Annotated in this window: 16 protein-coding genes; 8 read left to right on the top strand and 8 right to left on the bottom strand. The window is 64.9% G+C overall.

What is annotated here, in order from left to right; genetic code table 11:
* Window position 1 precedes the first annotated feature (1 nt).
* Window positions 2-1000: an AraC family transcriptional regulator gene (locus tag AC1DKD_RS18720; protein ID WP_441629406.1), complete on the top strand. Its 999-nt coding sequence runs from the start codon at window positions 2-4 to the stop codon at window positions 998-1000.
* A gap of 8 nt (window positions 1001-1008) precedes the next feature.
* Here AC1DKD_RS18720 and AC1DKD_RS18715 read toward each other — a convergent pair whose 3' ends face one another.
* Window positions 1009-2640 carry a 3-(methylthio)propionyl-CoA ligase gene (locus AC1DKD_RS18715; protein WP_477143558.1) on the bottom strand — a complete coding sequence of 544 codons (1632 nt, stop codon included), beginning with the start codon at window positions 2638-2640 and terminating at the stop codon, window positions 1009-1011.
* Between the two features lie 329 nt (window positions 2641-2969).
* Between AC1DKD_RS18715 and AC1DKD_RS18710 the strand changes: the two genes are divergently transcribed.
* Window positions 2970-4619, top strand: coding sequence for an acyl-CoA dehydrogenase (locus AC1DKD_RS18710; protein ID WP_477143557.1), 1650 nt, complete (start codon window positions 2970-2972; stop codon window positions 4617-4619).
* A gap of 64 nt (window positions 4620-4683) precedes the next feature.
* Here the strand turns inward: AC1DKD_RS18710 and AC1DKD_RS18705 are convergent, their stop codons facing one another.
* Window positions 4684-5988 (bottom strand): D-amino acid dehydrogenase, encoded by a 1305-nt coding sequence (locus AC1DKD_RS18705; protein ID WP_441634430.1) that lies wholly within the window; start codon window positions 5986-5988, stop codon window positions 4684-4686.
* 109 nt (window positions 5989-6097) lie between these two features.
* On the opposite strand from AC1DKD_RS18705, the gene AC1DKD_RS18700 reads away from it, so the two are divergent.
* A complete protein-coding gene (locus AC1DKD_RS18700; RefSeq protein ID WP_441634428.1) occupies window positions 6098-6601 on the top strand; it encodes an Lrp/AsnC ligand binding domain-containing protein in 504 nt (167 codons plus the stop codon).
* Window positions 6602-6619: 18 nt separating this feature from the next.
* On the opposite strand, the gene AC1DKD_RS18695 is transcribed toward AC1DKD_RS18700, so the two are convergent.
* The 5 genes from AC1DKD_RS18695 to AC1DKD_RS18675 all read right to left on the bottom strand — a co-directional run bounded on the left by AC1DKD_RS18695 (window position 6620) and on the right by AC1DKD_RS18675 (window position 11336).
* Entirely contained in the window at window positions 6620-7702 is a 1083-nt protein-coding gene (locus AC1DKD_RS18695; protein WP_441634426.1) for a PA0069 family radical SAM protein, read from the bottom strand.
* 216 nt (window positions 7703-7918) lie between these two features.
* Window positions 7919-8839, bottom strand: a complete 921-nt coding sequence (locus AC1DKD_RS18690) for a LysR family transcriptional regulator (RefSeq protein WP_441634424.1) — start codon at window positions 8837-8839, stop codon at window positions 7919-7921.
* 33 nt (window positions 8840-8872) lie between these two features.
* A complete protein-coding gene (locus AC1DKD_RS18685; protein WP_441634422.1) occupies window positions 8873-9361 on the bottom strand; it encodes an NINE protein in 489 nt (162 codons plus the stop codon).
* Between the two features lie 264 nt (window positions 9362-9625).
* Window positions 9626-10030 (bottom strand): hypothetical protein, encoded by a 405-nt coding sequence (locus tag AC1DKD_RS18680; RefSeq protein WP_441634420.1) that lies wholly within the window; start codon window positions 10028-10030, stop codon window positions 9626-9628.
* A gap of 175 nt (window positions 10031-10205) precedes the next feature.
* Window positions 10206-11336: a PQQ-dependent sugar dehydrogenase gene (locus tag AC1DKD_RS18675; RefSeq protein WP_477143556.1), complete on the bottom strand. Its 1131-nt coding sequence runs from the start codon at window positions 11334-11336 to the stop codon at window positions 10206-10208.
* Window positions 11337-11480: 144 nt separating this feature from the next.
* Here AC1DKD_RS18675 and rpsP point away from each other — a divergent pair, with 144 nt between their 5' ends.
* From rpsP to AC1DKD_RS18650, 5 genes are all read left to right on the top strand, one after another.
* A complete protein-coding gene (gene rpsP / locus AC1DKD_RS18670) occupies window positions 11481-11735 on the top strand; it encodes a 30S ribosomal protein S16 (RefSeq protein WP_477143555.1) in 255 nt (84 codons plus the stop codon).
* A gap of 121 nt (window positions 11736-11856) precedes the next feature.
* Complete coding sequence (gene rimM / locus AC1DKD_RS18665; RefSeq protein ID WP_441634432.1) at window positions 11857-12486, top strand: ribosome maturation factor RimM; 630 nt, start codon at window positions 11857-11859, stop codon at window positions 12484-12486.
* 61 nt (window positions 12487-12547) lie between these two features.
* The gene (gene trmD, locus AC1DKD_RS18660; protein ID WP_441634416.1) at window positions 12548-13354 is read left to right on the top strand and encodes a tRNA (guanosine(37)-N1)-methyltransferase TrmD; all 807 of its coding nucleotides are present in this window, start codon (window positions 12548-12550) and stop codon (window positions 13352-13354) included.
* A 75-nt stretch (window positions 13355-13429) separates the two neighbouring features.
* Window positions 13430-13825 (top strand): 50S ribosomal protein L19, encoded by a 396-nt coding sequence (gene rplS, locus AC1DKD_RS18655; RefSeq protein ID WP_035859392.1) that lies wholly within the window; start codon window positions 13430-13432, stop codon window positions 13823-13825.
* A gap of 143 nt (window positions 13826-13968) precedes the next feature.
* Window positions 13969-14649: an NUDIX hydrolase gene (locus AC1DKD_RS18650; protein WP_045238663.1), complete on the top strand. Its 681-nt coding sequence runs from the start codon at window positions 13969-13971 to the stop codon at window positions 14647-14649.
* Between the two features lie 31 nt (window positions 14650-14680).
* Here AC1DKD_RS18650 and AC1DKD_RS18645 read toward each other — a convergent pair whose 3' ends face one another.
* Window positions 14681-15529 carry a sulfurtransferase gene (locus tag AC1DKD_RS18645; protein WP_035859395.1) on the bottom strand — a complete coding sequence of 283 codons (849 nt, stop codon included), beginning with the start codon at window positions 15527-15529 and terminating at the stop codon, window positions 14681-14683.
* Between the last annotated feature and the right edge of the window lie 3 nt (window positions 15530-15532).

Here is a 15532-nt window from a genome sequence, read left to right as displayed (position 1 = left end):
CTTGAGTCAGATTTCTGGCACGGTTCCCATTTCGCTGGTCAACGGCTTCCTGTCGGGCGCCGATCCCGCCGCCATCGAACGGCTGGCGGAGTGCTCCGGCATCCCCCACGGCTTGCTGCGGCGCCCTGGCTCCCGCGTGACCGAGGAGCAGTTCTCCACGCTCTACCGCCTGCTCGCGACCGAACTGGACGACGAAATGCCGGGCATCTTCAGCCGCCCCTTGCGCAACGGCACGCTGAAATACCTGTGCCTGAGCCTGCTCGACGCCCCGCGGCTGGAAGTCGCGCTGCATCGGTTCGGCCAGTTCTTCCACCTGATCCTGGATGATTTCCGGCTGGAGTCGGGCCGCGACGGCGAAGGCGGCTGGGTTGCCATGGTGGCGGATCCGGCTGGCCCCGGCGTGACCGAACTCGGCCGCGAACTCATCATGAAGCTGGTGCACGGCATTGCCTCATGGCTGGTTGGGAAGCGGATCCCGCTGATCGCGGCGGAGTTCGATTTCGCGCGTCCCGCGCACGCAACGGACTACCTCTTTCTCTTTCCGGGGCCGGTTCAGTTCGGTAGCGCACAGACACGCATGCGCTTCGAAGCGGCTTACCTCGACATGCCCATGCGGCAACGCAAGGCCGACCTGCAGAGATTCCTGGCGCGCGCGCCGGAAGACTGGATCTTCGTCTCCTTCGCCGACCAGATGGTTTGCCACCGGGTCCGGCAATTCCTCGCCGATTGCCTTCCCGCCATGCCGACGCTGGAAGTGGTTGCCCAGGACCTGCACTTTTCCGTGCGCACGCTTTGCCGCCGGCTTGCGGACGAAGGCACGACGTTCCAGGCGATCAAGGATGACGTCCGGCGCGATATCGCGATTCAGCGGCTCACGCGCTCGCCCGACGCCATCGCGGCTATCGCGTATGACGTCGGCTTCGACAACCCGACCGCGTTCCATCGCGCTTTCCGGCACTGGACCGGCAGCACGCCCAAGGCCTACCGCGGCATGGCCTGAGCGCCCGGCTAGGCGGCGGCGCCGCTGTAATGGGAGCCGAAACGCTGCCTGAGCACCAGCTTGTGCAGCTTGCCGGTCGCGGTCAGCGGCAGCTCCGGCACGAACACCACGTCGTCCGGGATCCACCATTTGGCCACCTTGCCTTCATAGAAGGCCAGCAGTTGCTGCGCATCGAGCGTGCTGCCGGCGCGCCTTACCGCAACCAGCAGGGGCCGTTCGTCCCACTTGGGATGGGCACAGGCGATACAGGCCGCCAGTTCGACTTCCGGGTGCGCAACGGCGATGCCTTCCAGCTCGATCGAGGAGATCCACTCGCCGCCGGACTTGATCACATCCTTGCTGCGATCCGTGATCTGCATATAGCCGTCGGCGTCGATCGTGGCGACATCGCCGGTGGCGAACCAGCCATCCTTCTCCAGGCAGGATTCCTCCATGCCGAAGTAGCGCTCCACGACCCAATGGCCGCGCACCAGCAGGTCGCCAGCCGCGCGCCCGTCCCACGGCAACTCGGCACCATCGGCGTCGACGATCTTCATCTCGACACCCGGCACGACCCGGCCTTGCTTGGCCTCGAGCTGCGCGCGCTCCTGCTCCGGCTTCTGCGCGAAACCCTGCGAAGGCGAAAACACGGTGCCAATCGGCGACAGCTCGGTCATGCCCCAGGCGTGTACCGACTTGATGCCCAGTTCGCCCAGTGCCTTGGCCAGTTGCGGCGGGCATGCCGCGCCGCCCACGATGACACGCTCAAGGCTGTTGCAGCGCTTGCCCGTGCGGCGCATATAGTCGGCCAGGCCGAGCCAGACCGTGGGCACGCCAGCCGACACCGTCACGCCTTCCTGGTCGAACAACGCCGACAGGGATGCGCCGTCGAGCGCCGGGCCCGGCAGCACCAGTTTCGCCCCGACCAGCGCCGCGGAGAACGGCAGCCCCCAGRCATTGACGTGGAACATAGGCACGACAGGCACCACGGAGTCCGACGCACGCAGGCAAAGCGCGTCCGGCAGCGCCGAGGCATAGGCCATCAGGCAAAGCGAACGGTGCGAGTACAGGACGCCCTTCGGGTTGCCGGTGGTGCCTGAGGTATAGCAAAGCACCGCCGCGAGTTGCTCATCCAGGCGGGGCCAGTCGAAATGGCCGGGCTGCCCGCCGATCAGCGCCTCGTAGCTTTCGAGCGGCAGCGCCGGTGCCTGCGGCAGGCTGGCGCTGTCGCACAGCATCACCCATGACTCGACATGGGGACATTGCGGCGCGATCTGCTGGACCAGGCCCAGGAACGAGGCATCGAAGCAGACCACGCGGTCGCGGGCATGATTGATGATGTAGGCGATCTGTTCCGGGAACAGGCGGGGGTTGATGGTATGACAAACCGCGCCAATGCCGGTCACGCCATAGTACAGCTCCATATGGCGATAGCCATTCCACGCCAGCGTGCCCACGCGGTCTCCGGCGACGATGCCGCGGCCCGTCAGCGCATTGGYCAGTTGCATGGCGCGGACATGGCAGTCCCGGTACGTATAGCGATGAATGTCGCCCTCGACGCGCCGGGATACGATTTCCACCGTGCCGGAGTGCCGTGCCGCCTGCTCAAGCAGCGAGGACAATTGCAAAGGCGCGTACATCATCTGACCGAACAGGTCCATAGTCTTGTCTCCTGACAGGCGGTTTGTCGTTATGCCGGATGCATTCGGCGGTCATGGCGACGCCGGCTGCGAGGCATTCTAGAGGTGCCCGCCCCCTCCGGCACTGACAGGAATGGCCGAACTAGTGACAAATCCGGCCAATCGGGCCGGGGTGGCAGGCAAGCGGCCAGGGCGGCGCAAAGCGGCAGGTTTTGTCAATGAATGGGCAGGTTTGGTTATTCCCGCATGCCGCGGCGGGCGCTACGATCCGGTATCCGGAGCATGCGGTGCCGGCATCCGCCCAGATGCACCATGCCCTGTGCCGCAATCCCAAAATGGAGACCCAAAAAATGACCTATCGTGCCCCGCTCAAGGACATGCTGTTYGTGATGAACGAACTGGCCGGCCTTGACGCTGTCAGCCAGCTGCCCGGCTTCGAGGACGCCACGCCCGAGACGGCGCAGGCGGTGCTCGATGAGGCCGCCAAGTTCAACGAACAGGTGCTGGCGCCGCTCAACCGCATCGGCGACACCGATCCCAGCAGCTGGAAGGACGGCGTGGTCACCACCACGCCCGGCTTCAAGGACGCCTTCCGCCAGTTCGGCGAAGGCGGCTGGCAGGGCGTGCTGCATCCGCAGGAATTCGGCGGCCAGGGCTTGCCCAAGCTGATCGCCACCGCCTGCAACGAGATGCTGAACTCGGCCAACCTGTCGTTCGCGCTGTGCCCGCTGCTGACCGACGGYGCCATCGAAGCCCTGCTGACCGCSGGCAGCGATGCGCAGAAAGCCACCTTCCTGCCCAGGCTGATCTCCGGCGAATGGACCGGCACCATGAACCTGACCGAGCCGCAGGCCGGCTCGGACCTGGCGGCGGTACGCACGCGCGCCGAGCCGCAGGGCGACGGTACCTACAAGGTGTTCGGCACCAAGATCTTCATCACCTACGGCGAACACGACATGGCGAAGAACATCGTCCATCTCGTGCTGGCGCGCACGCCGACGGCACCCGAGGGCGTCAAGGGCATCTCGCTGTTCATCGTGCCCAAGTTCCTGGTGAACGAAGACGGCTCGCTGGGCGCGCGCAACGATGCGCACTGCGTGTCGATCGAACACAAGCTGGGCATCAAGGCCAGCCCCACCGCCGTGCTGCAGTTCGGCGACCACGGCGGCGCCATCGGCACGCTGGTGGGCGAGGAGAATCGCGGCCTGGAATACATGTTCATCATGATGAACTCGGCACGTTTCTCGGTCGGCATGCAGGGTATCGCGGTCTCCGAGCGCGCCTACCAGCAGGCGGTAGCCTTTGCGCGCGAGCGCGTGCAAAGCCGGCCGGTCGACGGCTCGGCCCGCGAGGCGGTGACCATCATCCATCACCCCGACGTCAAGCGCATGCTGATGACCATGCGCTCGCTGACCGAAGGCGCGCGCGCGGTGGCCTACGTGGCCGCGGCGGCATGCGATACGGCGCACCAGCATCCCGACGAAGCGGTGCGCAAGCAGAACGAGGCCTTCTACGAGTTCATGGTGCCCATCGTCAAGGGCTGGAGCACCGAGCTGTCGATCGATGTCACCAGTCTTGGCGTGCAGGTGCACGGCGGCATGGGCTTCATCGAGGAGACCGGCGCGGCGCAGCACTATCGCGACGCCCGCATCCTGCCGATCTACGAAGGCACGACCGCGATCCAGGCCAACGACCTGGTCGGCCGCAAGACGGTGCGCGACGGCGGCGCCGTGGCGCGCGGCATCTGCGCGCAGATCGCTGAAACCGAGGCGGCGCTGGGCAAGCATGGCGGCGCGGCTTTCTCCGCGGTGCAAGCGCAACTGGCCAAGGCGATGCTGGCCGCGGATGCGAAGCGTGGCGAGGATCCTTCCTTCAGCGATGCCAAGATCGCGACCGCGCATTTCTTCGCGGAGCACATCCTGTCGCAGGCGTCGGCCTTGCGCGATGCCGTCGTGGCAGGCGCGGTGCCGGTCAATGCRTTGAGCGAAGCGCAGTTCTGAGATCGCCCGGTAGCAGGCAAAAAAAGGGCGGCCCCGCGGGGCCRCCCTTTTCAGTTCTGGCGGATCAGGCCACCGCAGGACGGTGCGCGGCGCGAGTTCCCGGGCGCTTGAGATAACGCGCGACCGAGAGGTCGTCGGCGCGGATCGCCGGCGAAGTGCCGGACACCAGGTCCGACAACAACTTGCCCGAACCGCAGGCCATGGTCCAGCCCAGCGTGCCATGGCCGGTATTGAGCCAGAGACCCTTGAGCGGCGTGGGGCCGACGATGGGCGTGCCGTCCGGCGTCATCGGGCGCAAACCGGTCCAGAAGCTGGCGCGGCTGACGTCGCCGGCGCCGGGGAACAGGTCGGTCACCACGTGTTCCAGGGTGCGGCGTTTGGCCGGGTCGAGCGTGCGGTCGTAGCCGACGATCTGGGCCATGCCGCCGACGCGAATGCGATCGTCGAAGCGCGTGATCGCAACCTTGTAGGTTTCGTCGAGCACCGTGGAGACGGGGCTGCGGTCCGCATCGGTCATCGGCACCGTCAGGGAGAAGCCCTTGAGCGGATAGACCGGGAGGTTCGACAGGCCCGGCAGGAAGTTCTTCACGAACGGCGTCGACCAGCTGCCCAGGGCCACCACCACCAGGTCCGCGGTGACGGGCTCGCCGCCGATCATGGCGCCGGTGACGGCATCGCCCCGGGTCAGCAGGCCGTCGATGGAGCGGTTGTATTGAAACTTCACGCCCAGGCCTTCGGCCATCGCCGCCAGTTTCTGGGTGAACAGCTGGCAGTCGCCGGTTTCATCGTTGGGTAGCCGCAGGCCGCCGCTCAGCTTGTGGCTGACGGCGGCCAGGGCTGGTTCGCTGGCGGCGAGTTCTTCGCGCGATAGCAACTGGTAGGGCACGCCGGCTTGCTCCAGCACCGCAATGTCCTTGGCCGCGCCGTCGAGCTGCTCGTCGGTGCGGAAGATCTGCAGGGTGCCTTGCTGGCGGCCTTCGTAGGCGATGCCGGTATCGGCTCGCAGGGTGCGGATGCAGTCTCGGCTGTACTCGGCCAGCCGCACCATGCGTTCCTTGTTGACGGCATAGCGGTCGGCGGTACAGTTCATCAGCATTTGCCACATCCACTGCAGCTGGAACAGCGAGCCGTCCGGGCGAATGGTGAGCGGCGCGTGCTCCTGGAACATCCATTTGATGGCTTTGAGCGGCACGCCAGGCGCTGCCCACGGCGACGCGTAACCCGGCGAGATCTGGCCGGCATTGGCAAAACTGGTGCCAAGCGCGGGCGCGGCCTCGCGGTCGATCACGGTGACATCATGGCCGGCACGGGCCAGGTACCAGGCGCTGGTCACGCCAATTACGCCACTGCCAAGAACGAGAACGCGCATAGTCGGGGGCTCACAACCAAGAAATAGTGTGGATAGAGTATTTATCTCTATACTATTGAAATATGTGCAGTCATAGTTGTCGTAATTTTTAAGGAAACAGGAAGAACTAATGAGAACAAGTCGTCAGCCCGTGCGCAGCCTGGACCGGCTGGACCGCAAGATCCTGGCCTTGCTCCAGGCGGACGGCCGCATGTCGATGAAAGAGCTGGCGGAAGCGGTTGGCCTGACCATCACGCCGTGCATCGAGCGGGTCAAGCGCATGGAGCGCGACGGCGTCATCATGGGCTACTACGCCCGCCTGAATCCCGTGCTCCTTGGCAGTGGCCTGCTGGTGTTCGTGGAGATTTCGCTTGGCAACAARTCGGGCAATATGTTCGAGCAGTTCCGSCGCGAGGTGYTGCGTATTCCCGAGGTGCTGGAGTGCCACCTTGTATCGGGCGATTTCGATTATCTGATCAAGGCCCGCATCCGCGAGATCGGCGAGTATCGCCGGCTGCTGGGCGACATCCTGCTGCAGTTGCCCGGCGCCGCGCAGTCCAAGAGCTACGTTGTGATGGAGGAGATCAAGGAGACGCTGGCGATCGCGGTCGACGAGAAGGCACCGCACGCCTGAGACCCTGCCGGCATCTGTCTAGAACAATGACATCTGTGGCGTTGCACCGGCCCTTGAGAAATGTTCGGTAGTCAGGGGATGGCGTTCGGCGTTTAGCCCATGGCGCTGGCAGGCCAGCTTGAAACGCTTGCGCAGCAGTTCGGCAAAAATGCCGGTACCTGTCATGCGCGTGCCGAAGTTGGAGTCGTAGGCCTGGCCGCCCCGCATCTGCGCGATCAGGCTACGGACATGCCGGGCGCGCAGCGGATGGTAGGTGGCCAGCCACTCGGAAAACAGATCCGCTACCTCGCGCGGCAGCCGCAGCAGGATATAGGCGGCTGTCTTCGCGCCAGCGTTGGCGCCCGCCTCCAGGATGGACTCCATTTCCGGGTCGGTCAGGCTTGGGATGACGGGCGCCACCATCACGCCCACGGGAATCCCGGCCTCACTCAGCGACGCGATGGCTGCGATGCGACGTGCCGGTGCGCTCGCCCGCGGTTCCAGCGTGCGGGCTATCTCATTGTTGAGCGATGTGACCGACATATGGACCCGGACCAGGTTCCTGGCCGCCATGCGCTGGAGGATGTCGATGTCGCGCGTGACAATCCCCGACTTGGTCGTGATGGCCACCGGATGGTTGAACCGTTCCAGCACTTCCAGTATGCCCCGTGTGATGCGGAGTTTGCGCTCGATGGGCTGGTAAGGGTCGGTATTGGCGCCCAGCGCGATGACCGATGGCGTGTAGCCGCGGCTGCCTAGTTCGGCCTGGAGCAGCTCGGCGGCGTTCTCCTTCGCGTACAGGCGGGTTTCGAAGTCGAGGCCCGGCGAAAGTCCCAGATAGGCATGGCTGGGTCTGGCATAACAGTAGATGCAACCGTGCTCGCATCCTCGGTAAGGATTGATGGAAGCATCAAAGGGCAGGTCCGGCGACTGGTTGCGCGAGACGATGCGTTTCGCCTTCTCCGTGAAAACAATGGTCTGGATCTGGGGTATCTCTGGCTCATCAAGGGCTCGTGACTCATCGTCGACCCGTTCGCGGGTCCATGCATCGAAGCGGCTGACGTTGTTCGAGCGCGCCGCCCGGCCTTTGAGCGGGCTGGAGGAGGGAGGTCGGGTCGTCACGTTGGCAGTCCTGCGGCTACGATTGATACTGTATAAATATACAGTGCCCAACAGCTCGCCGGCAAGGAGTAAAGGGTGGATGTCCCTGGAAGCGGAAGATTTGGAGAATCGCGCACGACGTGGTCTGTGCGGGACGGCGGCTCGGCAATGGGTATTCCTGCTGCAGCACTTTGCAAAAACAGCCAGGTGTGTCTTGCGGTGCGGGAGCCAGGCCAGTCAGGCAGGCGGTGCTGCCTCGGGGCGGTCCCAGTAGGGCGGGGAGCCGAAGCGCGCCGCAAAGAAATCGGTAAAGGCGCGGGTTTTTGCCGGCACCTGCCGGCGGCTCGGGTAGACCGCCCAGATCGATACCGACGGCAGCACCGGATAATCCGGCAGCACGTTGACTAGCGCGCCACTGCGCAGGTAGGGGCCGACATCCCAGGTGGATTTGAGCGCGAGCCCCATGCCAGCCAGGATCGCATCCCGGATGACCTCGCCGTTGTCCGTGCGGAGATTGCCGCTGACGGCAATCGCGGTCTTGCCCAGCGCCGTGTCGAACTGCCAGGAGGCCTGGTCGCCAAGCACGATGCAATTGTGGTTGCGCAGATCCTCCGGGTGCCGTGGCGTGCCATGGGCGGCAAGGTAGGCGGGCGAGGCGCAAATGGCGCGATGGCTCGGGGCAAGCGGGCGGGCCACCAGCGATGAGTCGGGCAGGGCACCCATGCGCAGCGCCACGTCTACCCCGGCCTCCACTAGGCCGATCACCTGATCCGTCAGCCGCAGGTCCAGCGTCAGGCCGGGGTAGGCGGCAAGGAAGGCTGGGATGGCCGGAGAGACATGCTGGCGGCCGAAGGATGCGGGCACCGTGACGCGCAGTATTCCGTGTGGTGCTTCCGCCCCCCGGCCTACCGACTGCGCGGCCTGGTCGGCCGTGTCGAGCAATTGCCCGGCATGCTCAAGAAAGCGCTGTCCGTCTCCGGTCAGCGAAATGCGCCGCGTGGTCCGGTGCAGCAGCCGCGTGCCGAGCTTCTGTTCGAGTAGCGCCAGGCGGCTGCTGGCCGATGACGTGGACAGCCCGAGATCGCGCGCCGCCGCCGACAGGCTGCCCAGCGCCGCCGCGCGCACGAACACCGCGATATCCAGCAGGTCGAAGTGCATGGCGCCTGGGCCCCTGGGCCTTGGAACTGCTAATTACTGCGAAAGGGCGCGAGCGGCTTCGACCTGGGATTCGAAGAAGGTCTGGAAACTGATGGCCAGGCCGGCCATCAGCAGGCCGGTTCCGATCAGCAGCGACAGGATGACCAGGATCACGACCGGCCAGCCAGACCGGGTCGGCTTGCCATGGGGATTGAAGCGGGCATCCCATCTATCGTCCGGGCGCAGGCCGTACACGATGGCTGCCAGGAAGGCGCTGATCACCGATGTGCCACCGGCGATGGCAAAGGTCCAGTCCAAGGCCGGCGTGCCGGCGCCAGTCTGTATCGAAATGACGCCGATGACCCCGGCCAGGGCCGCCAGCAGGTGAGCCCATGCAAACTTGTCGCGCAAACCACCCAGGTAGAAGCGATGCAAGCCCAAACTGCCGAACAGGAAGGCAAGCGCGACCGTGAGCAGTTTGGACTTGCCCGGAAGCGGCTTGACGAGTGCGGTGGCGGCTGGAACTTGGGTAGCGGCAGGCATGAGGCGGCAACTAGGTTGATGGCCGGCCAGGGGGCGGCCGGCGCAAGATCAGATCAATGCCAGTCAAGCTGGCACCGGCGCTCATTGTACGCTGGCCTCAGGCGCGGGCGCGGGAAGGCCGGGAGCGATGCGCGTCGGACGGCGAAGCATTTGGGAGTTCCGTGCGCGGCACAGCCGGGAGGAGGGGGGTAGGGGAAAGGGAGGCGGATCCCGCCGTTTGGAGGGCAAACAGGCGGGGGAGGGAAATGCAGGTGTCAGGCGGACCTAACGGCCGCCGTCGCGTCCCCGCGCCTGCCAGCCGGGGCCGGTGCCGGGACCGCGCTGCTCGCCGCGCGCGTTGTCGCCTTGCGCGTTGCGATCGGGTGGGCGGCCGCGCTCGTCATCGCGCTCCTGGGGAGGCAAGGGGCGACCGTTAAGGCGGTCATCAGCGCGGGCTCGGGCTTCCATTCTTTCGATCTGGGCGCGCACATGGTCTTGCCGTTCGGCGCGTACGCTAGCCATCTCCCAGCCACCCTGGCCGCGCGCGTTACCATTGCCCGCGGTCCGGCCTTCGGGCCGGCTGTGTTGCCAAAACGCGACCTGCGCATGGCTGACAGCATTGAGGCCGAGCACTGAAACGGCCAACAGGATGCCAGCCACCGAGTCGCGCAGGAAGGTGCGGGGGAGCATGCGGAATCCCAGTATCCTGTCGCGCGGTGAGTTGTTCGAGATATGGGTTCATGGTACGCACGGGCCTTCGGGACGCATATGCAAAAGCCGTTACTGGTGTAACGGATTGTTTCGCCTCACCCGGTACGTTTCGCAGCTTGCCTGCGGGCAATGCGGGGAGTGGCGTTTCAACGCCTCACGGCGCGTAGCGGATACGGTAAATGGCGCCCGCCGTGTCGTCGCTGACAAGCAGCGAACCATCCGGGGCGACCAGGACATCGGCCGGCCTGCCCCAGGCTTTGCCGTCTTGCAGCCAGCCTTGCGCGAAGACTTCCTGGCGCACTGCCTGGCCACTCTCGTTCAGCACTACCCGGACAATGCGGTAGCCGACCTTCGTGCTACGGTTCCAGCTGCCGTGCTCGGCAATGAAAATATTGTTCCGGTATTCGGCGGGAAACTGTGAGCCGGTATAGAAGCGCATCCCGAGCGAGGCGACATGCGCGCCCAGCTTTGCGGCCGGCGGCTCGAACTCCGAGCAGTTGCGCTGCTTGCCGAACTCAGGGTCCGCGACGCTGCCGGCGTGGCAGTATGGATAGCCAAAATGCTGGCCGGCACGGGTCAGGCGGTTGAGTTCGTCGTCTGGCACGTCGTCTCCCAGTTGATCGCGCCCATTGTCCGTGAACCACAGCTGGCGCGTGACCGGGTGCCAGTCAAAGCCCACCGAATTGCGCACGCCCCTGGCTACTACCTGCAGGTCGGACCCGTCGGGCTTCATCTTCATGATATTGGCGTAGCGGTTTTCATCAGGCTTGCAGATATTGCAGGGTGCGCCAACCGGGACATAAAGATAGCCATCCGGACCAAAGGCGATGAACTTCCAGCCGTGGTGGGTTTCGGAAGGGAAGCGATCGCTCACCACGATCGGTTTTGGCGGGGTGTCGAGCCGGGCTTCGATGTCATCGAGCCGGACGATGCGCGAGACCGAGGACGCATAAAGGGCCCCGTCGCGGAAGGCCACGCCTACCGGCATGGTCAGGCCGGTGGCGATTGTCCTTGCCCTCGGGTCAGGCGCCAGCGCGTTGCTGATTGCATWGACCTTGCCCTGGCCAAGGCTACCGATAAAGAGGGTGCCAGCCGGTGACATGGTCATGCCCCGTGCTTCCGGCACATCCTGGCTCAGCACGTCGATGCGGAACCCCGGCGGCAGCTGGATCTGCTCCAGCGGCAGGGCCGTGCCCGCGCTTGCATTGGGGCTGAACCAGGCCGCCGCGGCGAAAGTGGCTGCAAGCAGGGCGCGGAAGGCGCGAATGTGAAGGTAGGAACGCACGGCAAGATCTCCTGTCGGGGTTTTCGCCACGATGCCTGTCGCCAGGTGTCGAGTCAATCGCTCTAAGTGTTTGTTTGGGCTCGGGATTTGGTCTATACTCTTGCGTTTCGTGTTCGAACATCAAGTTTTCTGAGGAATCAAACCATGGTCGTAATCCGTCTGGCTCGCGGTGGCAGCAAGAAGCGCCCCTTCTTCAATATCGTCGCTGCTGACTCGCGTAATCGTCGCGATGGCCGTTTCATCGAGCGTATTGGTTTCTACAATCCCCTGGCTTCGGCAAGCGAAGAAGGCCTGCGTCTGGTGCAAGACCGCCTGACGTACTGGMMMGGCGTTGGCGCCCAGCTGTCGCCGACGGTTGCCCGTCTGGTCAAGCAGAACGCCGCCAAGGCTGTGGCCTGATTGTTGTGACGCGCGTTTCGCGACGCGTGGCAAACGACACGTGACAGAACGCAAGCAAGGCGTCCCGGCGCGGCGGCCGCTCAATGTGCCGCTCGAGCCCTCGGCCCGGCCCCAGGCCGGTGTGCAGGAAAAGGCGAGTTTCAAGCCGCAGGGCGTAGCTGGGTTTCCGGCTGCGCTGGCGTTTACCGATAAGCTGCCGGACGACCTGATCGAGGTCGGTTACATCAGCGCAGCTTATGGCATACGGGGCTGGATCAAGGTCCAGCCACACGCCGACGATGCGAGCGCGTTGTTGCATGCGCGCCGCTGGTGGCTGCTGAAAGCCCCGCCGACAGGCCTGGTGGGCGCGGCCGATGCCGTGGCATCGGAGGCATTGTGCGTGAAGGTCGTGCAATCCCGTGAGCATAGCGGTACCGTGGTGGCCCAGGCGAACGGCGTGTCCGACCGCAACCACTCGGAAGCGCTCAAGGGTCGCCGTGTCTGGATTCGTCGCGAGGATTTCCCCGCGCCGGATGAAAACGAATTTTACTGGGTCGATCTGATCGGCTGCGCCGTGTTCAATGAGCAGGGCGAGTCGCTGGGCGAAGTGTCCGGCCTGATCGACAACGGCGCGCACCAGATCCTGCAGGTAGCGCATACCTTGCCTGACGGCAAGGCAGGCGAGCGCCTGATCCCCTTTGTCGACGCATTCCTGCGCTCGGTCGATATTTCGGCCAGACGCGTGGTGGTCGACTGGGGCCTGGACTACTGAGCGGTCCGGCAACGGACGCTCGGCTGGCGGCGGCCGGGTGGGCAAGTATAGGGAGGGGCGGATGCAGTTCGATGTGATCACGCTATTTCCCGAGATGTTCCGTGCGCTGACCGACTGGGGTATCACCAGCCGGGCGGCCAAGCAGCAGCGTTATACGCTGCGCACCTGGAATCCGCGCGATTTCACCAGCGACAACTACCGTACGATCGATGATCGCCCGTACGGCGGCGGTCCTGGCATGGTAATGCTGGCCAAGCCACTGGAAGATGCGATCGGCGCGGCATGTTCGGCGCAACTGGCGGCGCAAGCCGCCACGGATGTGCCGGGCGAGCCGGTGAAGCCGCATGTGGTGCTGATGTCGCCGCAAGGCGCGCCCCTGACGCATCGGAAGGTGATGTCGCTGGCACAGCGTCCCGGCCTTGTGCTGCTTTGTGGCCGATACGAAGCCATCGACCAGCGATTGATCGAGCGGCGCGTGGATGAGGAAATCAGCCTCGGCGATTTCGTGCTGTCGGGCGGCGAGTTGCCGGCCATGGCCGTAATCGACGCGGTCGTCAGGCATTTGCCGGGCGTGCTGGGCGATGCCCAGTCGGCGGTTCAGGACAGCTTCGTCAATGGGCTGCTGGACTGTCCGCACTATACGCGGCCGGAAGAATACGAAGGTGTGCGGGTGCCCGAGATACTGCTCGGGGGCCATCATGCCGAGATCGAGAAGTGGCGGCGCCAGCAGGCGCTCGCGAATACTGCGAAGAAGCGCCCCGATCTGATCGAGGCAGCGCGCAGCCAAGGGTTGCTGAGCCGGGCCGACGAGAAATTCCTGTCGGCCTGGCTGGCGAAAGAAGGGCGGGAGTTCGCTCCCGCCAGGTGAAACCCCATCCTCTGCCGGGGCCCAGGCCATGCCTGGGGCATACAACGTCGGCATGATGGACAAGGAGAAAAAACGATGAACATCATCGAGCTGATCGAGAAAGACGAAATCGCGCGCCTGACCGCGAACAAGACCATCCCCGCATTCGCACCCGGCGACACCGTGATCGTCAGCGTGAACGTGGTGGAAGGTAGCCGCAAGCGCGTGCAGGCTTATGAGGGCGTGGTGATTGCCAAGCGCAATCGCGGCCTGAATTCGTCCTTCATCGTGCGCAAGATTTCGTCGGGTGAAGGCGTGGAACGTACGTTCCAGCTGTACTCGCCGCTGATCGCAGCGATCGAAGTGAAGCGCCGTGGCGACGTCCGCCGCGCCAAGCTGTACTACCTGCGTCAGCGTTCGGGCAAGTCCGCGCGGATCAAGGAAAAGCTGGCATACAAGTCGGCACCGGCCAAGGCTGCTGCTGCGGAGTAAGCCGCTGTCGCCACGATCGGTTCTGCCGGTCGTGGCTGCGCAAAAAGGGCACCTTCGGGTGCCCTTTTTGCGTCTGCGCACGGTATTTTTGCTGCGGTGCATGAAGAACGGCTTGGCCGGCTTCTGTCATACTCACAACGATTATGCGTCCTGCCTTCGATCCCGAATCCCTCCCCATCGTCGCAACCGATACCCGGCATCCGCCGCTTGCGGATGCGCGCCTGCAGCCCGAGTTCATCCGCCACCGGCTGCAGTCGCCGCCGGCGTGGGCGCCCGAGCTGACTGACGAATCGCGTGCCTACGATCGCAGCCTCAAGCTGCGCGACGCGGCCGTGCTGGTGCCTCTGGTTGAGCGGGGCGACGGGCTGACCGTGCTGCTGACCGAACGCAATGCCAACCTGAGTTCGCACGCCGGGCAGATCAGTTTCCCGGGCGGCCGGCACGAAGCCTTTGATATCGACCGTGTTGCCACGGCGTTGCGTGAAACCGAAGAAGAAGTTGGGTTGGTGCGCGACTATGTGGAGGTGCTGGGCGCTCTGCCCGACTACATCACGGGCACCGGTTTCCATGTCAGCCCGGTGGTGGGCCTGGTGCGCGACGGTTTCACGCTGCGCCCCGATGCGCGCGAGGTCGCCGATGTCTTCGAGGTTCCCCTGGGGTTCCTGATGGACCCTTCCCATCACCAGCAGCGTCTGTTCCGCTGGGTGGACGGCGAGCGCCTGTTCTACGCCATGCCCTTCCCGCGCGAAGACGGCGGCCACCGCTTTATCTGGGGCGCCACCGCCGGCATGCTTCGCAACCTCTACCATCTGCTGGCTGCCTGATTGCCATCGGGCAGCCGTACAGGGAGCGATCTCAGGCCGCGGCAGCCTGGTCTTGGCCGATGCAGTGCGGGCAGCTCTTGCCCACCACATAGTGCGGGCTTTGCTGCTCCTCGGCGGTGACCACGGCGCGGCAGGCGAAGCACTGCTTCGGTCCGGCGGGCTCCAGGCTCGGGTTGAGCGCGGTGCGGTAATCGAAGACGAAGCAGTCGCCCTGATAGTGGCTGCCGCCCACTTCCTCGAAATACTTCAGGATACCGCCTTCGAGCTGGTAGACGTGCTCGATGCCGGCCTCCTGCATGTGGATGGCGGCTTTCTCGCAGCGGATGCCACCGGTGCAGAACGACACGATGGTCTTGCCCTCGAACTCCGCCTTGTGTGCCGCGATGGCCGGCGGGAAGTCGCTGAACTTGGCAATGTCGTAGTCGACCGCCTGCTCGAAGGTGCCGACCGCGACCTCGAATGCATTGCGTGTATCGAGCATCACCACCGGGCGGCCGGCGTCGTCATGGCCCTGGTCCAGCCAGCGCTTGAGCTCCACGGGCCGTACCGCAGGCGCGCGCCCTGCCTCGGGGCGGATCAGCGGCATTTTCATGGTGATGATTTCCTTCTTCTCGCGCACCAGCATGCGCTTGAAGGGCTGGTTCTCCGACAGGCTCTCCTTGGGCGCGATGTCGGCAAAACGCGGGTCGGCGTGGAGCCATCCCAGGAAGCCGTCTATGGCTTCGCGCACGCCGGCCAGGAACAGGTTGATGCCTTCCGGCGCGAGCAGGATGGTGCCCTTGAGCCCGTGGGCTTCGCAGCGCGCGCGCATTTCCGGGCGCAAAGCCGGGATATCGTCCAGCGTGACGAATTTGTAAGCGGAGATGTTTACGATCTGCATAGG

Source organism: Cupriavidus sp. 05T313 (genome assembly GCF_056396665.1).
This window is presented reverse-complemented; position numbering and strand designations above follow the sequence as displayed.